The following is a 23,379-nucleotide window of genomic DNA, read 5'->3' on the forward strand; positions in this document are numbered from 1 at the left end:
GGATCGTATGACCCGTGACTCAACGACTCGCCGTCGCCCCGGCCCCGCCCAGCACCGCCCGCACCGCCGCTCCGCGCACCACCACCCCGAGCACCGCCCCGCAGGCCGCCGCCCCGCACACCCCCGCCCTCGGCACCGCCGGGCTGGTCACCGTCCTGCTCGGGGCCTTCCTGCCGATGCTCGACTTCTTCATCGTGAACGTCGCCCTGCCCACCATCGACCAGGACCTGGCCGCCGGACCGGCGGTGCTGGAACTCGTCGCCGCCGGCTACGGCATCGCCTTCGCCGTCCTGCTCGTCCTCGGCGGGCGGCTCGGCGACACCTTCGGCCGCCGCCGGCTCTTCGTCGCCGGGGCCACCGCCTTCGCCGTCACCTCGCTGGCCTGCGGCCTCGCCCCCGACGCGTGGTCCCTGGTCGCCGCCCGGGCCGCCCAGGGCGCCTCGGCCGCGCTGCTGATCCCGCAGGTGCTCGGCACCATCACCGCCGCCACCGACGGCGCCCGGCGCGGCCGCGCGCTCAGCGTCTACGGCGCGGTCGGCGGCATCTCCGTGGTGATCGGCCAGGTGCTCGGCGGGATGCTCGTCGCCGCCGACCTGTTCGGCACCGGCTGGCGCTCGGTCTTCCTGCTGAACGTCCCGTTCGCGCTGCTCGCCGTCCTCCTCGCCGTCCGGTACGTGCCGGAGAGCCGGGCCACCCGGGCCGCCGCCGTCGACGTACCCGGCACCGTGCTGCTCACCGCCTCCCTGCTCTCCCTGCTCGTCCCGCTGATGGAGGGCCGCGCGGCCGGCTGGCCGCTCTGGTCCTGGGTGCTGCTCGCCCTCTTCCCGGTGATCGCCACCGCCTTCGCCCTGGTCGAGCGCCGCGCGGAACGGCGCGGCGCCACCCCGCTGGTGCCGCCCAGCCTGCTGCGGATCCCCGAGATGCGGCGCGGCCTCGGCATCGCGCTGCCCTACTTCGCCGGCTTCGGCGGCTTCATGTTCGTCATCGCCGTCGCCCTCCAGCAGGGCCTGCGGCTCGGCGTGGTCGCCGCCGGCTGGGCGCTCGTCCCGATGGCCGTCGGCTACTTCACCGCCTCGCTCTCCGGCCCGCGGCTGATCGGCCGCTGGGGCAGCCGGGTGCTCAGCGCCGGTGCCGTCGTCCAGGCCCTCGGCCTCATCACCATCGCGCTGACCGTCCTCGCCGACGCGGACCACTTCTCCCCGCTGCGGATGGCCCCCGGTGTCGCCCTCGCGGGCATCGGGCAGGGCCTGATCGGCACCCCGCTGTTCCGGGTCGTGCTCGCCAAGGTGCCCGCCGCCCGGGCCGGCGTCGGCAGCGGCGTCCTCGCCACCGGCCAGCAGTCCAGCCTCGCCCTCGGCGTGGCCACCCTCGGCACCCTCTACCTGTCCCTCTCCCCCAGCCTCGGCATGGGGCGCGCGCTCGCCCTGTGCCTCGGCGTCCAGCTGCTGGGCTCCTTCACCGTGCTGTACCTGACCACCCGCCTGCCCCGCTCCATCGGCTGAGCCCCGCGGGCCCACGGGCCCGGGCGACGACGAACGGCCCCGCGACCGGTTCCCGCCGGTCGCGGGGCCGTCGCGCTGCGGTCGCGGGGCCGTCGCGGGGCCGTCGCGGGGCCGTCGCGGGGCCGTCGCGGGGCCGTCGCGGGGCCGTCGCGGGGCCGTCGCGGGGCCGCAACCGCCCGTACGGTCAGGCGAGTTCCCTGACCACGGACAGGTACTCCTGGATGGCGTCGCGGTTGCGGGTCAGGCAATGGATGCGGCGGGTCATCCGCTCGGTCTCGGACTCCAGGGTGTCGAGCATCTCCGGGGTGGCGTCCGCGAAGTGGATCTTCCGCGGGGCGTCCAGGCAGGGCAGGATCTGCTTGATGATCCGGGTCGGCAGCCCCGCGTCCAGCAGTCCGCGGATCTGGATCACCCGGTCGACCAGGTACTCGTCGTAGTCCCGGTACCCGTTCGCCTCGCGGCGCGGGAAGATCAGGCCCTGCTTCTCGTAGTAGCGCAGCAGGCGCGGCGAGGTCTCCGTGCGCCGGGCCAGTTCGCCGATCCGCATGTGACCACCCTCACGTCGGGGCCGGGTCGTTCCGGCTGGACCTTGACATCCGTGTCAACGATAGACGATCGGTCACATGCCGACCCACGAACTCCCCTCCCCCTCCTGCCCGATGACGACCCCGGCCACGGCCGGCGGCGCCGCCTCTACCCCCTCGCCCGACCCGGGGCTTCCGCTCGGCCCGGCGAGAGAGGCGCCACCGGCCGGACTGCCCTGGCCGGCGCTGCTCGCCCTGAGCACCGGCGGGTTCATCACCCTGATGACCGAGGCGCTGCCCGCCGGCGTCCTGCCCGCGATGAGCAGGGACCTCGGCGTCAGCCAGTCCGGCGCCGGACAGTCCGTCACCCTCTACGCGGTCGGCTCCATCGCGGCCGCCATCCCGCTGACCGCCGCCACCGCCGGCTGGCCGCGCAAGCGGCTGCTGCTCCTCGCCGTCGGCGGCTTCACCGTCGCCAACGCCGTCACCGCGGTCTCCGGCGACTACCCGCTCACCATGGCGGCCCGCTTCGCGGCGGGCCTGGTCGCCGGAATGCTGTGAGCCCTGCTGGCCGGGTACGCCCGCAGCATCGTCGCGCCCGAACAGCGCGGACGGGCCATGGCCGTCGCGATGGGCGGCGCCACGGTCGCCCTGTCCGTCGGGGTCCCGGCCGGTACCCTGCTCGCCGGGGCCGCCGGGTGGCGGGTCGCCTTCGGGCTGATGAGCGTCCTCGCGCTCGCCCTCGTCGGCTGGATCGCCGCAGCCGTCCCCCCGGTCCCCGGCCGGGCCGAACACGACCGGCTGCCGCTCCGGCAGGTGGTGCGGATCCCCGGCGTGGCGGCCGTCCTGGCCGTCACGGCGACCTTCGTACTCGCCCACAACGTCCTCTACACCTACGTCGCGGCGCTGCTCGAACCGCTGCACCTCGGCGGACGGACCGACACCGTGCTGCTCGTCCTCGGCCTGGCCTCGCTGGTGAGCATCGCCGCCACCGGAGCCCTGATCGACCGGCACCTGCGCACCCTGACCCTCACCGCCTGCCTCCTCGTCGGCGCCGCGACCCTGACCCTCGCCGGCGCCCTGCTCGGCTCGTCGCCCTGGCCCGTCTACGCCGCCGCCGCGATCTGGGGCCTCGGCTTCGGCGGCGTCGCCACCCTGCTGCAGACCGCCGTCGCCGACGCCGCCGACACGGCCGCCGACCTCGCCCAGTCCCTGCTGGTCACCTGCTGGAACCTCGGCATCGCCGCCGCCGCGTCCGCCGGCGGCCTCCTCCTCGACCACGCCGGACCGCAGTCCCTCCCCTGGTCGGCCCTCACCCTGCTGGCCCTCGCCCTGGCCGTCACGGCGGCCGCCCGCCGACACGGGTTCCCGGGCAAGGGGTGACGCCCGTCCGGGTGAACCGGCCGCCCCGGGCCCCGGAGGGCGCCCGGGGCGCCCTACCGTGAGCCGCATGACAGCAAGGGTCACCGTCCGCCAACTACAGCTACGAGCGGCAGAATTGCTCGACCGGGTGGCGGCCGGGGAGTTGATCGGAATCACCCGCGAGGGACGGCTGATCGCCGTACTCGCACCGCCGGACCCGGAGCAGCGGGTGCTGGAGGGTCTCGTACGCGACGGCACCCTCGACCCGGAGAACGCCGCCACGGCCCGGGGAGTGGCCGACTGGACCCCGTCCTCGATCGCCGTCCGGCTCCCGTCGGCCACCGAGGCCCTCCACGGGATGCGCGACGAGGAAGGTCGTTGATCGGCCTCGACTCCTGCCCGCTCCGATCCCCCGGGCCACCGGCGGCTCCCTTGCCTAGGCGGCGGTCCCCCCACCCGGGGGCAGTCCGCCGATGAAGGTGTCCAGGCGGGCGACGGCGGTGCGGAGCAGGTCGATGGATCCGGTCGGGTCGTGCGGGAGTTCGAGGCCGTGGTCGGCGGCGGGGAGTTCCAGGACCTGGTGGCCGGTGGCGTCGGCGACGCTCCGGTCCCACAGCCTGTCGGCGCTGCCGCCGATCAGGAGGGTCGGCGCGGTGGCCCGGCCGAGGGCGTGGGCCACGTGGTCGAGGGTGAGCACCGGGGTGAGCCAGGCGGCCGGGAGGGCGCGGTCCGCGGCGAGGCCGGCGGCCAGGGAGCCCAGCGACTTGCCGACCAGCAGGCGGCAGGCACCACCCTCCGCGTCGACGGCCGCGCCGACCTGCCGCTCGACCCAGGCGATCCGCTGCTCCGTCGTGAACTCGGCGAATGCGTCCGGGATCCGCCACCACAGCTCCTGGACCGTCCAGCCGTGCCGGGCCAGGACCGAGGAGGCGAAGTGCAGCAGTGGACGGGCGGGCGAGTAGCCGACGCCGGGGAGGACCAGCGCGACCCGGTCCGGGTCGCCGTCGATGCGGGTGGGGAGGCTCGGTGCGGGGGAGGCGGACATGCCCGCAGGCTACTGCCGTCCGTTCCGGCGGGTGCCGGTCAGGCCCGGCTCCCCTCCGGGAGGAAGGCCTGGGGCCGGGTGCTGACCACCGCGAGGGTGCCGGCCACGGCGATCGCGGCGAAGACGGCCAGCGCCCCGGTGACGCCGACCGCGCCGGCCAGCGTGCCGCCCAGCAACGCGCCCACCGGCATGACGAGTTGGCCGATCGAGCGGGACAGGCCGAGCACCCGCCCCAACTGCTCCGGCGGGGACAGCTGTTGCTGCAGGGTCACCCAACTGACGCCCCAGACCGTCGCACAGAAGCCGAACACCGCCTGGTAGACGACCAGCACCGGAAGAGCCGCTCCGAGCGAGGCCAGCGGGATCAGGAAGAGGGCGGCCGCGGCCAGCGGGCCGAAGAGCGGGATCACCCTGGTCAGCCCGACCCGCCGGATCACCCGCTTCGCGGTGAGCACCGCCGTCACCGCGGCGATGCTGTAGACGTCCTGGGTCAGACCGAGCTCCCCGGGGCTCAAGTCCACGACCTGGTAGGCGAAGTAGGCGAACAGCCCGGCCAGTCCGGCCCCGCCCAGGTTGAGCGCCGCCGCGGCGACGGCGAGCCGGGCCAGCAGCGGCCGGCCGCGCAGGACGTCGACGCCCTCCCGCAGCGAGGCCGCGATCCCCGGGCGGGCGGCGGCCTGCGGCGGCTCCTCGTCCCGGCGGAGCCGGGGCAGGCTCATGGCGAGGGCGGACAGCCCGTAACTGACCGCGTCCGCGACCATCGCGGTGGCCGCCCCGACCGCCTGCACCAGCGCGGCGGCCAGCCCCGGCCCGGCGATCTGGCCGACCGAACGGGCCCCGGCCAGCTTGGCGTTGACCGCCACCAGGCCGTCCTTCGGCACGAAGTCCGCCACCACGGTCGGCACCGCGATGGCGGAGATCCCGCCCAGCGCCCCGGAGACCGCCGCGACCGCGCAGAGGTGGGCCAGCGTCAGCGCACCGGCGGCGTGCGCCAGCGGGACGGTGGCGATCAGCAGCAGCTGGGCGAGGTCCACCGCGACCAGCAGCCGCCGCCGGGAGGCGACCCGGTCCACCAGCACCCCGGCGAACGGGCCGGTCAGCCCCTGCACCCCGTACTCCAGGGCGAACAGCAGCGAGGCCGCCAGCGGCCCGGCGTCCAGCAGCAGGATCGCCAGCGCGGGCAGGGCCAGCGCCGTGACCTGGGTGCCCGCCACGCTGACGCCCTGCGAGAACATCAGGGCCGGTACGGCGTGCCGCGAGGCCCGCGGAGCGACCGGCGAACCGGCCGCGGGGGGACGTCCTGCGCCATCATCTGCCATGCGCCCCAAGCTACTTCAGCCATGGCGGACGGGCACCCCGGTCCGCGATACTTGGTTCGCACAGTGATCGAGTCCGAAGGAAGGGGGAGCTCATGAGCTTCGTTCTCGCGTTCCTGGCCGCCCCGGCGGCCGTCGTCGCCGGCACCACCCTGTTCCCCGACGACCTCCAGACGCACTACGTCTGACGGGGCGGCCCCGGGGCGGACGCAGCAGCGCCCGGGCGGACGGAAACCCGGGTGCACCCACCGGCCCGGCCGCGCGACACTACCCCCCATGAGCTCCGACGCCGTCCCGACCCCGCAGGTCCGGGCCCTCGACCACGTGGCCTCGCTCGCCGCCGGCCCGCCGGTCGACCCGGCCCTGCGGGTGACCCTCAACTTCCACCCGGACCGGGTCTCCCGCGGCCGGGCCGTCCTGGACGCCCTGGCCGAGGACGGCGTCTACCTCTCCCAGTTCGCCACCGGCACCAGCAACGGCGGCCTGACCGCCCACCCGGGCGGGGACCGCTGGCGCTGGGAGAGCAGGATCTTCAACGGCGCCTACGACGACGCGGCCCCCTGCGAACGCCCCGTCTACGGCGCCCTCGACCACCGCCGCAATCCCGTCGGCGCCGCACCCCGCTTCGGGTCCGCGCACTTCCGGCTCACCGCCCCCGCCCTGGAGCGCACCACCTTCTGCTACCCGGACAGCTTCCTGGAGCCCACGGACTTCGGCACCGCGGCCCACATGGGGCTCATCCCGCTCGCCCTGGCCGACGACCGGGACGCCCTCGACGACTGCATCGAGGCGCACGTCCACGGCCCGGTCCGGCTGGCCGGGGACGTCGAGGCCCTGGTGCTGGACCCCTGCTACCGGAACACCCCGGTCGAGGACGCCGCCCGCCGCCTCCCCTGCCCCCTGGAGTGGCACCCCGGCTTCCGGCTCACCGTCGAGGAGCTCCGCCGCCACCCCGACTACCGCGGCCAGGAGTTCGTCGACCTCGGCGCCCGGATCGCCGAGGACGGCGCCCTCGACCCCCGGATCATCGGCGCCGCCGCCGCGACCGGCCGCCACGACCCCCAGGACCTCAAGAGGGTGTGGCACTACCTCGCCCGCTTCGGCGCCCCCGCGTAGGGGGGTCGGCGGAGCCTCACGGCCCGGTGCGACAGTCCGGCGCCGCCCTGCTCCGGTGACCCGCGTCGCTTCTCCCGCCGCGGCTACCCTGGGGGCGGCGCCGGAGCCGGGGCGCGATCGAGAACCGAGGTCTCCCCTTGTCCGAGTACCAGCCCGCGCCGCGGACGGTCGTCGAGGCCTGCTTCGACCCGCAGGGCACCGCGTCCCTCGCCTACGTCTACGACCTCGCCGCCGCGGCCGGACTCGCCGACCAGCCGGTCCGGCTGGCGATCCGCCGGCTGGAGGCCGCGGGCGTCCTCCGGCAGGAGGGCCGCGGCCGCAAGGGCCGCCTCCTGCTGACCGACGCGGGCCGGCTCCGCTCCGACACGGACGTCCGCCTCGTCCGGCTCGCCTACGCCCAGGACGCCGGACTCGCCCCCTGGGACGGGCTCTGGCGGCTCCACACCTTCTCCGTACCGGAACAGCACCGCCCCGAACGCGACGCCCTCCGCACCGCGCTGACCCGCCTCGGCGCCGCCCCGCTCGCCCCCGGCGCCTACCTCAGCCCGCACGACCTGCTGGCCGAACTCGTCGACGAGACCTCGGAGTCCACCGTCGGCAGCTACCTGATCACCGCGGAGGCCACCCGGCTGACCGGCCCCGGGTTCACCGACCCGGCCTCCGTCGCGGAGCGCCTGTGGCCCGCGGCCGACACCCTCGCCGCCTACCGGCCGCTCGCCGAGGCGCTCGCGGAGGCGCTCGCCGCGGAACCGGTCGCCACCGACCACGACTCCCCCGAACCCATCGGCACCGACCACGGCTCCACCGACCACGGCTCCACCGCACTCGTCGCCACCGCCCTGGGGTTGGCCGACGCGTTCGGCCGGGCACTGGAGCACGACCCACTGCTGCCGCCCGAACTGCGGCCCGTCCCCTGGCCGCCCGCACGACTGCGCCACGACTTCCGGGAGCGGTGGGCGGCGATCCGGCGCCGGGCCCCCGACCTGTCCCTCTTCCGCGCCTTCGACCCGCCCGGGGCAGAAAAGGCCTGAGCGCAGGGAAAAGCAGTTGGCCCGGCGTCCCCGCCGCTCCGACAATCGCCGGATGACCGATGACCAGATCGACCCGGCCCGCCTGCGCGCCGCCCGCCGGGCCTGTACCCGCTTCCTCTCCGGCGCCCGCCCGCTCACCATGCGCGAGCGCCTCACCGCGCTCGCCGAGGCGGTCGAGCCGGACGCCCACCCCGACGTCTATGGGAACGGCGGGCCGGTCGGGGAGCTGGAGGAGCGCACCGCCGCGCTCCTCGGCACGGAGGACGCGGTGTTCTTCCCCAGCGGGACGATGGCCCAGCAGGTCGCCCTGCGCCACCACGCCGAGCGGACCGGCAACCCGGCCGTCGCGCTCCACCCGCAGAGCCACCTCGAACGGCACGAACGCCACGCCCACATCCAGCTCACCGGCCTGCGCAGCCTCTGGCCCACCACCGAGGCGCGGCAGCCGACCGCCGACGACCTGCGCGGCCTCGGCGAGCCGTTCGGCACCCTGGTGGTGGAACTCCCGCTCCGCGACCCGGGCTTCCTCCTGCCCAGCTGGGGCGAGCTCACCGAGCTGGTCGCCGTCGCCCGCGAGGCCGGTGCCCGGGTGCACTTCGACGGCGCCCGCCTCTGGAACACCACGACCCACTTCGGCCGGCCGCTGGACGAGATCGCCGCCCTGGCCGACAGCGTCTACGTCTCCTTCTACAAGGACCTCGGCGGCATCAGCGGGGCCGCCCTCGCCGGGGACAAGGCCTTCACCGCCTACGCCCGCACCTGGCGCCACCGTTACGGCGGCCAGCTCTACCAGCAGTGGCCGGCCGCCCTCGCCGCGCTCGCCGGCCTGGACACCGAGCTCCCCCGGATCCCCGGCTACACCCGCCACGCGGCGACCCTCGTCCCCGCCCTGGCCGCCCTTCCCGGTGCGCGGATCCTCCCGGAGGCGCCGCCCACCCACGACTTCCAGCTCTGGCTCCCCCACCCGGCGCGCGTCCTGAACGCCGCCACCCTCGCCCTCGCCGAGCGGGAGGGGACCTGGTTCCTGGACTGGACCGACGCCGCCCCCGGCCTCGCCATGGCCGAGGTCCGGCTGGCGGGCTCGGCCCAGGACTGGACGGCGCAGGAGGTCACCGAACTCGGGCTGCGCTTCCTGGAGCTGGTCGCCGCCGCCGAACGGGACTGACCCCCGGGAGGGCCGGCCCTCCGACGGAGCCCGCCGTCAAACGGATGGCGGGCTCCCGACCCTTCGTGTCAGAATGACGATTATGAGCAAGCAGCAGGCCGGAGACTTCGCCGACGTCCGCAGCCGCGAGCAGCTGGCGGGCCTGATGGCCACCGGGGCGCGGCCGAAGTGGGTGATGTTCTGGGGGCACACCGCCCGCAAGGGCGGCGGGGCGCGACAGGAGTGCCTGAGCCAGTGGTGGCCCGGGCAGTTCACCGTCGACGGGGTGACGTACGCCTCCGCCGAGCACTGGATGATGGCCGGCAAGGCCCGGATGTTCGGCGACCGGGCGATCGAGCAGCAGGTACTGAAGGCCCGGACGCCCGCCGAGGCGAAGAAGCTGGGCCGACTGGTCCAGGACTTCGACGACGAGACCTGGACGGCGGGCCGGTTCGACCTGGTGGTCGAGGGGAACGTCGCGAAGTTCGGCCAGGACGAGGCCCTGCGGGAGTACCTGCTCGGCACGGGAGGCCGCGTCCTGGTCGAGGCCAGCCCGCTGGACCGGATCTGGGGCATCGGTCTCGGCGCGGACGACATCCGGGCCGAACGCCCGCTGGAGTGGCGGGGGTTGAACCTGCTCGGGTTCGCACTGATGGAGGCGCGGGCGCGACTGGCCGGATGAGGCCGGTCACTCCCCCGCCGGACGGGGCGGCCCCGCCACGGAGCGCGACCGGCGCACTTCTCGCAACGGCCGCCCTCTGCGCGCTCCTTGACACCACTCGGGCACGACTGGTCGCGCTCTCGTAACTCCATCGCCACATTCCGACGCCAGGATGTCCCGCAGTCAGGGAACAGATGGACAGGTTGGGGCGATCATGCGCATGCGGTCGACGGAAGAATCCGCAGGCCAGCAACCGGAGGGCGAGCAACGGGCCGCCGAACTCCGGTCGGAACTGGACGAGTTGCTCCGCGCGAGCCGCTACGCGGGCCAACGCGAACGCCGGTTGAACGAGGCGATACGGGCGGCCCCGGGCCGCCGGCGCCCGGACGACGACCTGCTGCGGCAGCTCGCCCAGGCCCGCACCCTGCGCGAGGGCCTGGGTGCGCGCTGCCTGCAACTGAGCGATCAGTTACGGGAATTGGAGATCCACCTGAGACAGCGGCCGCACCCCCGGCCCACCCCGGAGCAGGCGGATCACCCGCCCCGCTCTCCCCACCAGCCCCCACCGCCCCCACCCCCGGCGCCGACCCCACCCCCGGCGCCGACCCCACCCCCGGCCCCGATCCCGGCAGCGGCGCCGACCCCCGCTGCGGCGCCGTCTCCCGCTCCACCCGTCCGCCCCGACCTCGGCGCCCTCACCGAGCGGATCACCGGACTCCACCGCAGCGGCGCCCTCCCCGAGGCCGGGGAGCTGCTGGACCGGGCCGCCGCCCACCTCGCCCCCGCCGACGCCGCCCTGCTGGTCGGGATGCTCTCCCGGCGCGGCCCGACCGGCGCCTCGCTCCAACTGGCCCGGACGGCCGCCCGGGGCGCCCCCGAGCACGCCGTCACGGTGCTGGCGGAGCTGCGGGAGCTGGGCCTGGCCGAGGAGGCCGCCGAACTGTTCCACGCCTTCCGGGCCTACCCGGCCGCCGCGGTCCCGGCCCTGCTCGCCGCGCTGGAGCGGGCCGGGCAGCACGCCGACAGCGCCACGCTGCTCTGGGAGTGGGGCTCGGCACCGACCCCGGAGCTGACCTCGCTGGCCGCCGGCCTCCAGCAGCACGGCCGCCCCGCCGACGTCCGCATGCTGCTGCGCCAGGCGGCCGGCCGCCCGACCGCGGACCTGGCCGGACTCGCGACCGAACTGCCGCCCGCGCTCGCCACCCTCCTGCTCCAGGAGCTGGCGGCCCTGCGCCCGCCGGTCGAACTGGTGCGCCTGGCCGCCGCGTTGGAGAACCGCCGGGACCTCTACGGGCAGCTGCTGGCCGCCCTGCTCGCCGACGACACCCGCCACCGCACCACCCTGGCCGCCCTGCGCACGGCCGGCCTGCCGACCGCCGCGCCGGCCGCCGCGCGCTCCCGCTGGGGCCGGCGGTAGGCCCCCGCCCCCGGAACAACAGGAACGCAGGGAGCCCCCGGCCCGCCTCCACGAAGGAGGACGACCGGGGGCTCCCCGAAGTACCGCAGTACCGGACTACCGAAGCACCGGACTCAGCAGCCGATCAGCCGCGCCGCCAGGTAGCCCTTCACCTGGTCGAGCGACACGCGCTCCTGCGACATGGTGTCGCGGTCGCGCACGGTCACGGCGTTGTCCTCGAGGGTGTCGAAGTCGACCGTGACGCAGAACGGCGTGCCGATCTCGTCCTGGCGGCGGTAGCGCTTGCCGATCGCGCCCGCGTCGTCGAACTCGACGTTCCACGCGGTGCGCAGGTCGGCGGCCAGGCCGCGGGCCTTCGGGGAGAGCTCGGCGTTGCGCGACAGCGGCAGCACGGCGACCTTGACCGGGGCCAGGCGCGGGTCGAGCCGCATGCCGACGCGCTTCTCCATGACGCCCTTGGCGTTCGGCGCCTCGTCCTCGAAGTAGGCGTCGATCAGGAAGGCCAGCATGGCGCGGTTGAGGCCGGCCGCCGGCTCGATGACGTACGGGAAGTACCGCTCGCCGCTCTCCTGGTCGAAGTACCGGAGGTCCTTGCCGGAGGCCTCGCTGTGCACCCGCAGGTCGTAGTCCGTGCGGTTGGCGACGCCCTCCAGCTCGGAGAACTCGGAGCCGCCGAAGTTGAAGCGGTACTCGATGTCCACGGTGCGCTTGGCGTAGTGGGAGAGCTTCTCCTTCGGGTGCTCGAAGAAGCGCATGTTCTCGGTGCGCATGCCGAGGTCGACGTACCAGTCCCAGCGCTGCTGGAGCCAGTACTCGTGCCACTGCTCGTCCTCGCCCGGCTTGACGAAGAACTCCATCTCCATCTGCTCGAACTCGCGGGTGCGGAAGATGAAGTTGCCGGGGGTGATCTCGTTGCGGAAGCTCTTGCCGGTCTGGGCGATGCCGAACGGCGGCTTCTTGCGCGACGTGGTCTGGACGGAGCTGAAGTTGGTGAAGATGCCCTGGGCGGTCTCGGGGCGCAGGAACGCCAGGCCGCTCGCCTCCTCGGTGACGCCGAGGTGGGTCTTCAGCATGCCCGAGAAGTCCTTGGGCTCGGTGAACTGGCCCTTGGTACCGCAGTCGGGGCAGTTGACGTCCTTGAGGCCGTTCGGCGGCGGGAAGCCGTGCTTGGCCTCGTACTTCTCCTCCAGGTGGTCGGCCCGGTGGCGCTTGTGGCAGGAGAGGCACTCGGTCAGCGGGTCGTTGAAGGTGGCGACGTGGCCGGAGGCCTCCCAGACCTCGCGGGCCAGGATCACCGACGAGTCGAGTCCGACGACGTCCTCGCGGGCCTGGACCATCGTGCGCCACCACTGGCGCTTGATGTTCTCCTTGAGTTCGACGCCCAGCGGCCCGTAGTCCCAGGCGGCACGCGTGCCGCCGTAGATCTCGCTGCAGGGGTAGACGAAGCCTCGGCGCTTGCTCAGGCTGACGATCGTGTCGATCTTGTCGGCGGCCACAGTGCTCTCTTCAGTACGTACGGCACGGTCAGGGCACGGCTGGTTGCTCGTACCCGAATACCCAAGGTTACCGGCCGGACGGGTACGGGGTTCAAATCGATAGGGTCCGGCTCCCCCCGTCCACCGCCACCTGTCGTTCACCCGTCCGAGTGAGTTGACAATCATTTCCACTTGAGATGAGAATGATTGTCATGATGATCGGACTGCTCAGCCGCCGGACCCGCAAGACCGCCGCCCTCGCCGTCGCCGCCCTCGCCTCCTCACTGGCCCTCACGGCCTGCGGCGGCAGCAGCAGCGCCCAGGGCACGGACGGCAAGCTGAACGTCGTCGCCTCCTTCTACCCGATGGAGTTCCTGGCCCAGCAGATCGGCAAGGAGCACGTCTCGGTCACCGACCTCACCGCGCCCGGCGTCGAGCCGCACGACCTGGAACTCACCGCCAAGCAGGTCGCCGGCGTCCAGAAGGCCGACGCGATCCTCTACCTCAAGGGCCTCCAGCCCACCGTCGACCAGGCCGTCGACCAGTCGGGCAGCAAGCACAAGATCGACGCCACCGCCGCCAGCCCGCTGGTCGACCACCACCTCGACGAGGGCACCGCCGAGGGCGACGGCCACAAGCACGAGGGCCCGGCCGGCGACCCGCACGTCTGGCTCGACCCGAGCCGCTACGCCGCGATCGCCAAGAGCGTCGGCGCCGAGTTCGCCAAGGCCGACCCCGCCCACGCCGCCGACTACCGGAAGAACACCGACGACCTGGTCACCCGGCTCACCGCCCTGGACCAGGAGTTCCGGACCGGGCTGCAGGACGTCAAGACCAAGACCTTCGTCACCAGCCACGCCGCCTTCGGCTACCTCGCCGACCACTACGGCCTCACCCAGGTCGCCATCAACGGCGTCGACCCGGAGTCCGAGCCCACCCCGGCCCGCCTCGCCGAGGTACAGAAGGCCGCCAAGGACAACGGCGTCACCACGATCTTCTTCGAGACCCTGGTCAGCCCCAAGCTCGCCGACACCGTCGCCAAGGACCTCGGCCTCAAGACCGCCGTGCTGGACCCGCTGGAGGGCGTCAAGGACCCCGCCAAGGACGACTACCTGACCGTCATGAAGCAGAACCTGGCCAACCTCCGGGCCGCCCTCGGCGCGCCCACGGCGACCGCCGCCCCCACCCCCGCGAGCTGACGGGACGCACCACCATGACCCACCCGATACCCCCGGCCGTCCGCCTCCTCGACGCCGTCGCCTCGCGCGGCGGCCGGCCGGTGCTGCGCGGCGTCGACCTCACCGTCCGACCCGGCGAGGTCGTCGCCCTGCTCGGCGCCAACGGCTCCGGCAAGTCGACCACCGTCAAGGCCGTGATCGGCTCCGTGCCGCTGGAGCAGGGCACCCTGGAGCTGTTCGGCACCCCGTACGGCTCCTTCCGCGCCTGGCACCGGATCGGGTACGTCCCGCAGCGCACCACCGCCGCCTCCGGCGTCCCCGCCACCGTGCGCGAGGTGGTCTCCACCGGGCGGCTGGCGCAGCACCGGCTGCTGCCGTTCCGTCGCCGGGACCGCGCCGCGGTGGACGGCGCGCTGGCCGCTGTCGGCATGCTGGACCGGGCCGGGGACGGCGTCGCCGACCTCTCCGGCGGCCAGCAGCAGCGGGTGCTGATCGCCCGCGCCCTGGTCGGCACCCCCGACCTGCTGATCATGGACGAGCCGATGGCCGGCGTCGACGCCGCCAGCCAGCAGGTGCTCGCCGACACCCTGCGTGCCGAGGTCGGCCGCGGCGCCTCGGTGCTCCTGGTGCTGCACGAACTCGGGCCGCTGGAGCCGCTGATCGACCGCGCCGTGGTGCTGCGGGACGGCTGCGTCGCGCACGACGGCCCGCCGGTTCCCAACACCGGCCTGCACGCGCTGCCCGGCCACGACCACGTCCACCCGCACGCCGACCTCACCCCGCCGAGGCTGCTCGCATGACCGAGATGCTCTCCTACGACTTCATGCAGCGCGCCCTGCTGGCCGCCGTACTGGTCGGGATCACCGCCCCCGCCGTCGGGATCTACCTGGTGCAACGCCGCCAGGCCCTGATGGGCGACGGCATGGGCCACGTCGCGATGACCGGCGTCGGCCTCGGCTTCATCTTCCAGACCAGCCCGGTCTGGATGGCCGTGCTGGTCTGCGTGCTCGGCGCCGTCACCATGGAGCTGGTCCGCTCGCGCGGCAACCAGCGCGGCGACATCGCCCTGGCGATGCTCTTCTACGGCGGCATGGCCTGCGGCAAGCTGCTCGTCTCGATGTCCGCCCAGGCCGGGGCCGGCTCGCTGGAGAGCTACCTGTGGGGCTCGATCCTCACCGTCGCCCCCGCCGACCTGGCCACCATCGCGGTGCTCGGGGCCGTGGTGATCGCGGTCACCGTCGGCCTGCGCCGCCAGCTCTTCGCGATCTGCCAGGACGAGGACTTCGCCCGGGTCACCGGCGTTCCGGTGCGCACCCTCAACCTGCTGCTCGCGGTGATGGCCGCGGTGACCGTCACGGTCGCCATGCGGGTGGTCGGCCTGCTGCTGGTCAGCGCGCTGATGGTGGTCCCGGTGGTCGCCGCCCAGCAGTTGACCCGCTCCTTCGCCGCCACCCAGGCCGCCTCGATCGCGCTCGGCGTGGTGGTCGCGCTGGCCGGCGTCACCGGTTCCTACCAGCTCGACGTGCCCTCCGGCCCGGCCATCGTGCTGCTCGCCATCGCGGTGTTCGCGGTGTTCAGCGCGATCGCCGCCCCGCTCGCCCGCCGCCGCCACCGGCGCCGCGGCGACGCCGACCCGGCCCCCCAGGTCTGCGACGTCCGGCTCCCGGACGGAATCCCCGACGCGTTCCCCGACGGAATCGCCGACGCGTTCCCCGACCCGATCCCCGGCCGCGGCCCCGGCCGGATCCCCGGCCAGGACCCGGGAACGACTTCCTCCGACGCGACCACTCCGGAGCGGCGGGCCGGGCTGGCACAATGAGGTGCGTGACGCCCACGACCCCAGGAGGACCCACGGTGACCACCGCAGGCCCGTCGCCGCGCGCCCGCTCGACCCGGCAGCGAGCCGCCGTCTCGGCGGCCCTGGACGAGATCGCGGACTTCCGCAGCGCCCAGGAGCTCCACGACCTGCTCAAGCACCGCGGGGACTCCGTCGGTCTGACCACGGTCTACCGCACCCTCCAGTCGCTCGCCGACGCCGGTGAGGTGGACGTGCTGCGCACCGCCGACGGCGAGGCCGTCTACCGCCGGTGCAGCAGCGGGCACCACCACCACCTGGTCTGCCGGCACTGCGGCGCCACCGTCGAGGTCGAGGGCCCCGCGGTCGAGCGCTGGGCCAACTCGGTCGCCGCCGAGCACGGGTTCAGCGACATCGCGCACACCCTGGAGATCTTCGGCACCTGCGCGGACTGCGCGAAGAAGGGCTGAACGGCCGTCCGTACGGGGGCAGCCCGCGCGGACGACGGCCGAAGGGCCCGCGGGAACGAACCGTTCCCGCGGGCCCTTCGGCACGCGCGCACCGGTCGGCGTCAGCGCTGGGTGGGCAGCTCCAGCGGCGCGGCGACCTCGTTCGGGATCGCCCCGCCGAAGCGGCGGTCGCGCATCGCGAACTGCTCGCAGGCGCGCCACAGGTCGCGGCGGTCGAAGTCCGGCCAGAGCACGTCCTGGAACACGAACTCGGCGTACGCGGACTGCCAGAGCAGGAAGTTGGAGGTGCGCTGCTCGCCGCTGGGGCGCAGGAAGAGATCCACGTCCGGCATGTCCGGGTGGTACATGTACTTGGCGATGGTCTTCTCGTTGACCTTCTTCGGGTCCAGCCGGCCGGCCGCCACGTCCAGCGCGATCGCCTGCGCGGCGTCGGCGAGTTCGGCCCGGCCGCCGTAGTTGACGCACATGTAGAGCGTCACCGCGTCGTTGCCCTTGGTCTGCTCCTCGGCGACCTGGAGCTCCTGGACGACGCTCTTCCACAGCTTGGGCATCCGGCCGGCCCAGCGGATCCGCACGCCCATCGCGTCCATCTCGTCACGGCGGCGGCGGATGACGTCCCGGTTGAAGTTCATCAGGAACTTCACCTCGTCGGGCGAGCGCTTCCAGTTCTCGGTGGAGAACGCGTACAGCGAGATGTTCTTGACGCCGAGCTCGATCGCGCCCTTGAGCACGTCCAGCACCACGGACTCGCCGATCTTGTGGCCCTCGGTGCGGGGCAGCCCGCGCTCCTTGGCCCAGCGGCCGTTGCCGTCCATCACGATGGCGACGTGGTCCGGGACCAGCTCGCCGGGGAGCTTCGGGGGCTTGGCGCCGCTGGGGTGCGGGGTCGGGGGTTCGTAGACCCGCTGCTTGCCGCCGCCGAAGAGCCGTCGCGCTGCCATGTGCTCACTTCTCCACGTATCTCATCGAGCGGATGCCCCGCTCCAGGTGCCACTGCAGATAGGCCGCGACCAGGCCGCTGCCCTCCCGCCAGTACCGCGGCTCGCAGGCGTCGGCCGTCCGCCAGTCCCCTGACAGCAGCGCCCCGAGCAGTACCAGTGTCTCAGGGGAGGGTACGGCACATCCGGGCACTCGGCAGTCCGCGCAGAGCACCCCCCCTGCGGGGAGGGAGAAGAAACGGTTCGGCCCGTCCAGGCCGCATTTGGCGCAGTCCGTGAAGCTCGCGCCGTACCCGTTCACCGCGAGCGAGCGCAGCAGGAAGGCGTCCAGCACCAGGTGCGACTCGTGCGTCCCGGCCGCCAGCACGCGCAGCCCGCCCACCAGCAGCAGATACTGCTGGACGGCCGGCTCGCCCTCGTTCTCGGCGAAGCGCTCGGCCGTCTCCAGCATCGCCGTGCCGGCGGTGTAGCGGCCGTAGTCGGTGACGATCGATCCGCCGTACGGGGCGATGGTCTCCACCTGGGTGCACAGCGGCAGCCCGCGCCCGATCAGCTCGCTCCCCCGGCTGAAGAACTGCACGTCCACGTGCGAGAACGGCTCCAGCCGGGCGCCGAACTTGGACTTGGTCTTGCGCACCCCGCGCGCCACCGCCCGCACCTTGCCGTGGTGGCGGGTCAGCAGGGTGATGATCCGATCGGCCTCGCCGAGCTTCTGCGCCCGCAACACGACGCCGTCGTCCCGGAAAAGACTCATGCCCCCCATTGTCCCCCAGGGCTCTGACAGCCGTGGACAGCCGTGTTGCCCGCACCGGGGGCCGTGGGGGAGGACCACTGCGGTGCGGGTCACGGCGGGCCCGGAGGGGGGGCGGGCCCGTTTGTGGGGGATACGGAAGGTCCGGAGGGGCGGGGCCGAGGCCCTACAGGTTCTCGTACGGTGCCCGGGTCGCCGCCTCCAGCAGCGCCGGCACCTGGCTCTGCGGCAGGTCCAGGCAGCTGCCGACCGCGGCCAGCGCCTCGCGCTCCTGCGGCAGGTAGCGCCCGTCCGCCAGGGCGATCGCCGCGCCCAGCAGCAGCAGCCGCTCCCGGCCCTGCTGGGCCAGGTGCGGGGCGAGCGGTTCGAGCACCGCGTGCAGTTCCACGGTCAGGCCGCCGGCCATCCCGTGGGCGTCGTGGAGTTCGCCGCCGAGCCCGGACAGCGCGGCGAGCGCGGCCAGCACCTGGGCCTCGCCGCAGTCCTCGAACCCGGCCTCGCGCACCGCCGTGCAGGCCGCCTCACGGGCCGCCCGGTGGGCGGTGCCGCCGGCCGCGAGCAGGGCCAGGGCGATGGTGTACTGGGCGTCCCGCAGCATCGCGCCGAGGCGCACGCTGGTGGGCTGCTCCAGGGACTCGACGCCGTAGCGCCCGTGGCAGCTGGTGCACTGCACGCTGCCGATCACCGGCCCGAGCGGCGCGACCGGCGTCCCCAGCAACCGCAGCCACCGCCGGCCGTGCTGCCGGCGGTAGTTGCGGTCCCCGCCGCAGCCCGGACAGAAGAAATCACCGAGAACATCGGTCCGCCACCTCGGGCGAACACCCCACAACCTGGTCACGGCGCCACTCCCCAGACATGGCAGGCGGCCTGCACAACTATGGACAGGTCACGCGACCGGACGCCGAGGCCGTCCCACCGACCCGGCTTGCCGGTGGATCGATGTTGCCACGGTTACCGGCACGTGTCAGTACCTCGAACGGCTTCCGATCCGAAAAAATGTGGCGCAGGCCACAGCCCGCCCGGGACGCCCGACGGACACGGCGAAGGGCCGTCCCGCGGGACGGCCCTTCGCGTACCACCCGCGGGAGTTAGCCGCGCTGCGAGCGGTTGACGGCACTGATCATCGCCTTCAGCGAGGCCAGCACGGTGTTGCCGTCGATGCCCACGCCCCACAGCACCTTGCCGTCCACCGCGCACTCCACGTACGCGGCCGCCTGGGCGTCGCCGCCCTCGCTCAGCGCGTGCTCGGCGTAGTCCAGCACCCGTACGTCCACGCCGATCCGGGCCAGCGCGTCCGCGAAGGCCGAGACCGGGCCGTTGCCGGTACCGGTCAGGGTCACCGGCGCACCGTCCACCACGGCCTCGGCGGTCAGCGCGTCCCGGCCGTCCTCGGTGGTCAGGGTGCGCGAACCCGCCAGCGACAGCCGGCCCCACGGGTTGCCGGTGGTCGGCAGGTACTCGTCCTCGAAGACCCGCCAGATCTCCGCCGGGCTGACCTCGCCGCCCTCGGCGTCGGTCTTGGCCTGGATGATCCGGGAGAACTCGATCTGCATCCGGCGCGGCAGGTCCAGCTTGTGGTCGTTCTTGAGGACGTACGCCACCCCGCCCTTGCCGGACTGGCTGTTGACCCGGATGACCGCCTCGTAGGTGCGGCCGACGTCCTTCGGGTCGATCGGCAGGTACGGCACGCCCCAGGTGTGCTCCGCCACCGGCACCCCGGCCGCCTTCGCGTCCGCCTCCAGGACGTCGAAGCCCTTCTTGATGGCGTCCTGGTGCGAACCGGAGAAGGAGGTGTACACCAGGTCCCCGGCGTACGGGTGGCGCGGGTGCACCTCCATCTGGTTGCAGTACTCGGCGGTGCGGCGCACCTCGTCGATGTCGGAGAAGTCGATCTGCGGGTCGATGCCCTGCGAGAACAGGTTCATCCCCAGCGTCACCAGGTCGACGTTGCCGGTCCGCTCGCCCTGCCCGAACAGGCAGCCCTCGATCCGGTCCGCGCCCGCCATGTAGGCCAGCTCGGCGGAGGCCACGGCGGTGCCGCGGTCGTTGTGGGGGTGCACCGACAGGCAGACGAACTCGCGGCGCGACAGGTTGCGCGACATCCACTCGAACTGGTCGGCCTGGACGTTCGGGGTGGCCCGCTCGACGGTGGCCGGCAGGTTCAGGATGATCTCGCGGCCCGCACCGGGCTGCCAGACGTCCATCACCGCCTCGCAGACCTCCAGCGCGAAGTCCAGCTCGGTGTCCACGAAGATCTCCGGCGAGTACTGGTAGCCGAAGACGGTGTCGTCGCCCAGCAGCTTCTCCGCGTACTCCATCACCAGCCGGGTGCCGTCCACCGCGATCGCCTTGGTGGCCGCCTCGTCGTTGCGGAACACCACCCGGCGGAACAGCGGCGCGGTCGCGTTGTACAGGTGGACGGTCGCCCGCGGGGCGCCGACCAGCGCCTCGACGGTCTTCTCGATCAGCTCCTCGCGGGCCTGGGTCAGCACCGAGATGGTGACGTCCTCCGGGATCGCCCCCTCCTCGATCAGCGACCGCACGAAGGCGTGGTCGGTGGCGCCGGAGGACGGGAAGCCGACCTCGATCTCCTTGTAGCCCATGGCCACCAGCAGGTCGAACATCTTCCGCTTGCGGGCCGGGGACATCGGGTCGATCAGCGCCTGGTTGCCGTCCCGCAGGTCGGTGGAGAGCCAGCGCGGCGCCTTGGTGATCACCTGGTGCGGCCAGGTGCGGTCCGGCAGGTCGACGGTGCCGAACGGCAGGTAGCGCCCGTGGCGCATGCCCGAGGGCCGCTGGCGCACGGAGGCGGCGGTGATCGGGGTCGGCCGGTCGACGAAGGCGCGAGCGGCGGGGACGGACGCGGCGGAGGTCTGCTCGGTCATGGAGGGGACTCTCGGCTTCCTGTGGATGCGTGGTGCGGGCGGTCGGGAGGGATCGACACCGACTGGCCGGCCGCTGCTGCGCCCCGCGATACGCCGTCGCATCGCCGTTTCCGCGCACAGCTCGTTCCCCGCGGCGAGGGAGCCGGCCCGGTGGACTACAGGCCCTCGACGCGGCAGCTAAGAAGAAGCAGCCCGTTGCGCATGATGTGGCCCAGCGTAACCCAGGCCCGCGCGCCCCCGAAGTGATCCGGGCTTCCGTTCCACCCCTTGAGACGTGGACCGGTCCTGCCGCAGGTGGTGACATCCGGTCATCGAGGCCTCACCCTGGGCCGCATGACTGCAGGAGTCCCGCGCTGCGCGATCGTCCCGCCGTACGTCCTGGACCGCCTCGCCGAGGCCGGTCACCAGCCCGCCGTCCACTCCCTCGCCCTGGACGCCGCGCACCGCGCGGCCCGCCTCGCCGCTCCCCCGCCGACCACCGGCGCCCCCGGCCTCAGCCGGCTGGTCTACGACGCCGGGCACGGCCAGCGGCTGCCCGGGCGCACCGTCCGCACCGAGGGCCACGCCCCGGTCGCCGACGCCTCCGTCAACCACGCCTACGACGGCCTGGGCGCCACCTTCGCGCTCTACTCCGACGTCTTCGGCCGCGACTCGATCGACGGCCGCGGCCTGCGGATGGACGCCAGCGTCCACTACGGCCGCAACTACGACAACGCCTTCTGGAACGGCTCGCAGATGGTCTTCGGCGACGGCGACGGCCAGGTCTTCGGCGACTTCACCGCCTGCATCGACGTCATCGGCCACGAACTCACCCACGGCGTCACCCAGTTCACCGCCGGACTGGACTACCAGGACCAGCCCGGCGCGCTCAACGAGTCGGTCTCCGACGTCTTCGGCTCGCTGGTCAAGCAGTACGCCCTGCACCAGGACGCCGCCTCCGCCGACTGGTTGATCGGCGCCGGACTGCTCGCCCCCGGCATCCAGGGCGTGGCGCTGCGCTCGATGAAGGCGCCCGGCACCGCCTACGACGACCCCCGGCTCGGCAAGGACCCGCAACCCGCCCACATGCGGGACTACGTGGACACCACCGACGACAACGGCGGGGTGCACATCAACTCCGGCATCCCCAACCACGCGTTCTACCTGCTGGCCACCGCCCTCGGGGGATCGTCCTGGGAGCAGGCCGGGCGGATCTGGTACGACGCCCTGACCGGCGGCGGGCTGCCCGCCACCGCCGACTTCACCGCCTTCGCCCGGGCCACCGTGGCCGCCGCCAAGGCCCGTTACCCCGACAGGCCCCCGATCGCCGACACCGTGACGGCCTCCTGGGCCCAGGTCGGCGTCAGCCCGGGGTGACCGCGGACGACCGGTTCACCACCGGTCCGGAGCGGTTTGAGACCGCCTTAAGGTCACGGTCGGGGAAAAGAGCCGCAAAAAGCCTTCCCTGCGTAGCACCATGGACACCATGCGTATCCAGGTGACCCGGACCGGCGGACTCGCCGGAATCCTCCGCCACGCGGAGCTCGAAACCGTCGACCGCACGGACGCCCCGCACGTCCACGCGCTCGCCCGCGAGGCCGTCGCGGGCGGGCTGCGCGCGCCCTCGTACGGGGTGCCGGACGGCTTCCACTACGAGATCACCGTCGACGGGCGGACGGTGTACTGCGCCGACCCCAAACTCACCGACTCCCAGCGGGAGCTGGTCTCGCTGGTGCTCCGCGAGGGGGCGTAGGCCCCTCCCGGGCCCGGTGCGGCACGGGCCCGCCCGGACGCGCGCGGCGTCCGGACGGGCCCGGGGCGGCTCGCCGCCCTTCGCCGAACTCCCCGGTCAGAAGCCGAGCTTGCGCAGCTGCTTGGGGTCGCGCTGCCAGTCCTTGGCCACCTTGACGTGCAGGTCCAGGTAGACCGGCGTGCCGAGCAGCGCCTCGATGTGCTTGCGGGCGGTGGTGCCGACGTGCTTGAGCCGGGAGCCCTTGGCGCCGATCACGATCGCCTTCTGGCTCTGCCGCTCGATGTAGACGTTGGCGTGGATGTCCAGCAGCGGGCGGTCCGCCGGGCGGCCCTCGCGCGGCAGCATCTCCTCGACCACGACGGCGAGCGAGTGCGGCAGTTCGTCCCGCACGCCCTCCAGGGCGGCCTCGCGGATCAGCTCGGCGACCATGATCTGCTCGGGCTCGTCGGTGAGGTCGCCCTCCGGGTAGAGCTGGTCGCCCTCGGGCAGCAGCTTGGTGAGGAGGTCGGCGACCAGGTCGACCTGCTGGTCGCCGACCGCCGAGACCGGGATGATCTCGGCCCACTCGAAGCCCAGCTCGATGCCGAGCTGGTGGATGGCGATCAGCTGCTCGGCCAGGCGCTTGGAGTCGACCAGGTCGGTCTTGGTGACGATGGCGACCTTGGGGGTCTTCTTGATCCCGGCGATCTCCTTGGCGATGAACTTGTCGCCGGGGCCGAGCTTCTGGTCGGCGGGCAGGCAGAAGCCGATCACGTCGACCTCGGCCCAGGTGGTGCGGACCAGGTCGTTGAGGCGCTCGCCGAGCAGGGTGCGGGGCTTGTGCAGGCCGGGGGTGTCGACCAGCACGAGCTGGGCGTCCGGGCGGTGCACGATGCCGCGCACGGTGTGGCGGGTGGTCTGCGGGCGGTCGGAGGTGATCGCGACCTTCGTCCCCACCAGGGCGTTGGTCAGGGTCGACTTGCCCGCGTTGGGACGGCCGACGAAGCACGCGAACCCGGAGCGGTACGAGGAGGAAGGGGCATTCATGCGCCCCATTC

At 73.6% G+C, this 23,379-nt stretch carries 22 protein-coding genes and 1 pseudogene; 14 read left to right on the forward strand and 9 right to left on the reverse strand.

Annotated elements, in window-relative coordinates:
* The first annotated feature begins 14 nt into the window (after nucleotides 1–14).
* Complete coding sequence (locus ACFV8H_RS20385; RefSeq protein ID WP_380401683.1) at nucleotides 15–1,502, forward strand: MFS transporter; 1,488 nt, start codon at nucleotides 15–17, stop codon at nucleotides 1,500–1,502.
* Nucleotides 1,503–1,686: 184 nt separating this feature from the next.
* Here ACFV8H_RS20385 and ACFV8H_RS20390 read toward each other — a convergent pair whose 3' ends face one another.
* Nucleotides 1,687–2,049, reverse strand: coding sequence for a MerR family transcriptional regulator (locus ACFV8H_RS20390; protein WP_375892507.1), 363 nt, complete (start codon nucleotides 2,047–2,049; stop codon nucleotides 1,687–1,689).
* A gap of 295 nt (nucleotides 2,050–2,344) precedes the next feature.
* Between ACFV8H_RS20390 and ACFV8H_RS20395 the strand changes: the two are divergent.
* Both ACFV8H_RS20395 and ACFV8H_RS20400 read left to right on the forward strand, forming a co-directional pair.
* Nucleotides 2,345–3,409, forward strand: a pseudogene (locus ACFV8H_RS20395) (MFS transporter).
* A gap of 67 nt (nucleotides 3,410–3,476) precedes the next feature.
* Nucleotides 3,477–3,770 carry a type II toxin-antitoxin system Phd/YefM family antitoxin gene (locus tag ACFV8H_RS20400; RefSeq protein WP_380401686.1) on the forward strand — a complete coding sequence of 98 codons (294 nt, stop codon included), beginning with the start codon at nucleotides 3,477–3,479 and terminating at the stop codon, nucleotides 3,768–3,770.
* 54 nt (nucleotides 3,771–3,824) lie between these two features.
* On the opposite strand, the gene ACFV8H_RS20405 is transcribed toward ACFV8H_RS20400, so the two are convergent.
* Nucleotides 3,825–4,433 carry an alpha/beta hydrolase gene (locus ACFV8H_RS20405; RefSeq protein ID WP_380401689.1) on the reverse strand — a complete coding sequence of 203 codons (609 nt, stop codon included), beginning with the start codon at nucleotides 4,431–4,433 and terminating at the stop codon, nucleotides 3,825–3,827.
* A gap of 38 nt (nucleotides 4,434–4,471) precedes the next feature.
* Nucleotides 4,472–5,752 (reverse strand): MFS transporter, encoded by a 1,281-nt coding sequence (locus tag ACFV8H_RS20410; RefSeq protein ID WP_380401691.1) that lies wholly within the window; start codon nucleotides 5,750–5,752, stop codon nucleotides 4,472–4,474.
* A 273-nt stretch (nucleotides 5,753–6,025) separates the two neighbouring features.
* Here ACFV8H_RS20410 and ACFV8H_RS20415 point away from each other — a divergent pair, with 273 nt between their 5' ends.
* The 5 genes from ACFV8H_RS20415 to ACFV8H_RS20435 all read left to right on the forward strand — a co-directional run bounded on the left by ACFV8H_RS20415 (nucleotide 6,026) and on the right by ACFV8H_RS20435 (nucleotide 11,118).
* On the forward strand, nucleotides 6,026–6,865 hold the full coding sequence (locus tag ACFV8H_RS20415) for a DUF3626 domain-containing protein (RefSeq protein ID WP_380401694.1): 840 nt from the start codon (nucleotides 6,026–6,028) through the stop codon (nucleotides 6,863–6,865).
* Nucleotides 6,866–7,002: 137 nt separating this feature from the next.
* Nucleotides 7,003–7,896: a transcriptional regulator gene (locus tag ACFV8H_RS20420; protein ID WP_380401697.1), complete on the forward strand. Its 894-nt coding sequence runs from the start codon at nucleotides 7,003–7,005 to the stop codon at nucleotides 7,894–7,896.
* Between the two features lie 52 nt (nucleotides 7,897–7,948).
* Complete coding sequence (locus ACFV8H_RS20425) at nucleotides 7,949–9,061, forward strand: threonine aldolase family protein (RefSeq protein WP_380401700.1); 1,113 nt, start codon at nucleotides 7,949–7,951, stop codon at nucleotides 9,059–9,061.
* 82 nt (nucleotides 9,062–9,143) lie between these two features.
* Nucleotides 9,144–9,722: an NADAR family protein gene (locus tag ACFV8H_RS20430; protein WP_380401703.1), complete on the forward strand. Its 579-nt coding sequence runs from the start codon at nucleotides 9,144–9,146 to the stop codon at nucleotides 9,720–9,722.
* A gap of 199 nt (nucleotides 9,723–9,921) precedes the next feature.
* Nucleotides 9,922–11,118: a hypothetical protein gene (locus ACFV8H_RS20435; RefSeq protein ID WP_380401706.1), complete on the forward strand. Its 1,197-nt coding sequence runs from the start codon at nucleotides 9,922–9,924 to the stop codon at nucleotides 11,116–11,118.
* 113 nt (nucleotides 11,119–11,231) lie between these two features.
* On the opposite strand, the gene ACFV8H_RS20440 is transcribed toward ACFV8H_RS20435, so the two are convergent.
* Nucleotides 11,232–12,614: a glycine--tRNA ligase gene (locus ACFV8H_RS20440; RefSeq protein ID WP_380401709.1), complete on the reverse strand. Its 1,383-nt coding sequence runs from the start codon at nucleotides 12,612–12,614 to the stop codon at nucleotides 11,232–11,234.
* A gap of 191 nt (nucleotides 12,615–12,805) precedes the next feature.
* Between ACFV8H_RS20440 and ACFV8H_RS20445 the strand changes: the two genes are divergently transcribed.
* The 4 genes from ACFV8H_RS20445 to ACFV8H_RS20460 are packed head-to-tail and all read left to right on the forward strand — an operon-like array spanning nucleotide 12,806 to nucleotide 16,036.
* Complete coding sequence (locus tag ACFV8H_RS20445) at nucleotides 12,806–13,792, forward strand: metal ABC transporter substrate-binding protein (RefSeq protein WP_380401712.1); 987 nt, start codon at nucleotides 12,806–12,808, stop codon at nucleotides 13,790–13,792.
* Nucleotides 13,793–13,806: 14 nt separating this feature from the next.
* Complete coding sequence (locus ACFV8H_RS20450; RefSeq protein WP_375892487.1) at nucleotides 13,807–14,571, forward strand: metal ABC transporter ATP-binding protein; 765 nt, start codon at nucleotides 13,807–13,809, stop codon at nucleotides 14,569–14,571.
* Entirely contained in the window at nucleotides 14,568–15,590 is a 1,023-nt protein-coding gene (locus tag ACFV8H_RS20455; protein WP_380401715.1) for a metal ABC transporter permease, read from the forward strand. The genes ACFV8H_RS20450 and ACFV8H_RS20455 overlap by 4 nt, the downstream gene beginning before the upstream one ends.
* Before the next feature lie 35 nt (nucleotides 15,591–15,625).
* The gene (locus tag ACFV8H_RS20460) at nucleotides 15,626–16,036 is read left to right on the forward strand and encodes a Fur family transcriptional regulator (protein WP_360228723.1); all 411 of its coding nucleotides are present in this window, start codon (nucleotides 15,626–15,628) and stop codon (nucleotides 16,034–16,036) included.
* Nucleotides 16,037–16,137: 101 nt separating this feature from the next.
* Here ACFV8H_RS20460 and ACFV8H_RS20465 read toward each other — a convergent pair whose 3' ends face one another.
* From ACFV8H_RS20465 to leuA, 4 genes are all read right to left on the reverse strand, one after another.
* Nucleotides 16,138–16,977 (reverse strand): isoprenyl transferase, encoded by an 840-nt coding sequence (locus ACFV8H_RS20465; protein WP_375892484.1) that lies wholly within the window; start codon nucleotides 16,975–16,977, stop codon nucleotides 16,138–16,140.
* Between the two features lie 4 nt (nucleotides 16,978–16,981).
* Nucleotides 16,982–17,728: a DNA repair protein RecO gene (gene recO, locus ACFV8H_RS20470; RefSeq protein ID WP_380401719.1), complete on the reverse strand. Its 747-nt coding sequence runs from the start codon at nucleotides 17,726–17,728 to the stop codon at nucleotides 16,982–16,984.
* 163 nt (nucleotides 17,729–17,891) lie between these two features.
* Nucleotides 17,892–18,443 (reverse strand): TerB family tellurite resistance protein, encoded by a 552-nt coding sequence (locus ACFV8H_RS20475; protein ID WP_375892480.1) that lies wholly within the window; start codon nucleotides 18,441–18,443, stop codon nucleotides 17,892–17,894.
* 370 nt (nucleotides 18,444–18,813) lie between these two features.
* Nucleotides 18,814–20,610 carry a 2-isopropylmalate synthase gene (leuA, locus tag ACFV8H_RS20480; RefSeq protein ID WP_380401723.1) on the reverse strand — a complete coding sequence of 599 codons (1,797 nt, stop codon included), beginning with the start codon at nucleotides 20,608–20,610 and terminating at the stop codon, nucleotides 18,814–18,816.
* A gap of 333 nt (nucleotides 20,611–20,943) precedes the next feature.
* Here leuA and ACFV8H_RS20485 point away from each other — a divergent pair, with 333 nt between their 5' ends.
* On the forward strand, nucleotides 20,944–21,966 hold the full coding sequence (locus ACFV8H_RS20485; protein ID WP_380401726.1) for a M4 family metallopeptidase: 1,023 nt from the start codon (nucleotides 20,944–20,946) through the stop codon (nucleotides 21,964–21,966).
* A 109-nt stretch (nucleotides 21,967–22,075) separates the two neighbouring features.
* Nucleotides 22,076–22,342: a protealysin inhibitor emfourin gene (locus ACFV8H_RS20490; protein WP_375892475.1), complete on the forward strand. Its 267-nt coding sequence runs from the start codon at nucleotides 22,076–22,078 to the stop codon at nucleotides 22,340–22,342.
* Between the two features lie 96 nt (nucleotides 22,343–22,438).
* Here the strand turns inward: ACFV8H_RS20490 and era are convergent, their stop codons facing one another.
* On the reverse strand, nucleotides 22,439–23,368 hold the full coding sequence (gene era, locus ACFV8H_RS20495) for a GTPase Era (RefSeq protein WP_375892474.1): 930 nt from the start codon (nucleotides 23,366–23,368) through the stop codon (nucleotides 22,439–22,441).
* Between the last annotated feature and the right edge of the window lie 11 nt (nucleotides 23,369–23,379).

Source organism: Kitasatospora sp. NPDC059827, assembly GCF_042731675.1.
In the GTDB taxonomy this organism is placed as follows: domain Bacteria; phylum Actinomycetota; class Actinomycetes; order Streptomycetales; family Streptomycetaceae; genus Kitasatospora.

Coding starts and splice junctions, on each gene's coding strand:
- ACFV8H_RS20410 (WP_380401691.1), bottom strand. CDS start 5,752: ATGGCAGATGATGGCGCAGGACGTCCCCCCGCGGCCGGTTCGCCGGTC.
- ACFV8H_RS20405 (WP_380401689.1), bottom strand. CDS start 4,433: ATGTCCGCCTCCCCCGCACCGAGCCTCCCCACCCGCATCGACGGCGAC.
- ACFV8H_RS20425 (WP_380401700.1), top strand. CDS start 7,949: ATGACCGATGACCAGATCGACCCGGCCCGCCTGCGCGCCGCCCGCCGG.
- leuA (WP_380401723.1), bottom strand. CDS start 20,610: ATGACCGAGCAGACCTCCGCCGCGTCCGTCCCCGCCGCTCGCGCCTTC.
- era (WP_375892474.1), bottom strand. CDS start 23,368: ATGAATGCCCCTTCCTCCTCGTACCGCTCCGGGTTCGCGTGCTTCGTC.
- ACFV8H_RS20435 (WP_380401706.1), top strand. CDS start 9,922: ATGCGGTCGACGGAAGAATCCGCAGGCCAGCAACCGGAGGGCGAGCAA.
- ACFV8H_RS20450 (WP_375892487.1), top strand. CDS start 13,807: ATGACCCACCCGATACCCCCGGCCGTCCGCCTCCTCGACGCCGTCGCC.
- ACFV8H_RS20485 (WP_380401726.1), top strand. CDS start 20,944: ATGACTGCAGGAGTCCCGCGCTGCGCGATCGTCCCGCCGTACGTCCTG.
- recO (WP_380401719.1), bottom strand. CDS start 17,728: ATGAGTCTTTTCCGGGACGACGGCGTCGTGTTGCGGGCGCAGAAGCTC.
- ACFV8H_RS20415 (WP_380401694.1), top strand. CDS start 6,026: ATGAGCTCCGACGCCGTCCCGACCCCGCAGGTCCGGGCCCTCGACCAC.
- ACFV8H_RS20390 (WP_375892507.1), bottom strand. CDS start 2,049: ATGCGGATCGGCGAACTGGCCCGGCGCACGGAGACCTCGCCGCGCCTG.
- ACFV8H_RS20455 (WP_380401715.1), top strand. CDS start 14,568: ATGACCGAGATGCTCTCCTACGACTTCATGCAGCGCGCCCTGCTGGCC.
- ACFV8H_RS20465 (WP_375892484.1), bottom strand. CDS start 16,977: ATGGCAGCGCGACGGCTCTTCGGCGGCGGCAAGCAGCGGGTCTACGAA.
- ACFV8H_RS20445 (WP_380401712.1), top strand. CDS start 12,806: ATGATGATCGGACTGCTCAGCCGCCGGACCCGCAAGACCGCCGCCCTC.
- ACFV8H_RS20400 (WP_380401686.1), top strand. CDS start 3,477: ATGACAGCAAGGGTCACCGTCCGCCAACTACAGCTACGAGCGGCAGAA.
- ACFV8H_RS20430 (WP_380401703.1), top strand. CDS start 9,144: ATGAGCAAGCAGCAGGCCGGAGACTTCGCCGACGTCCGCAGCCGCGAG.
- ACFV8H_RS20490 (WP_375892475.1), top strand. CDS start 22,076: ATGCGTATCCAGGTGACCCGGACCGGCGGACTCGCCGGAATCCTCCGC.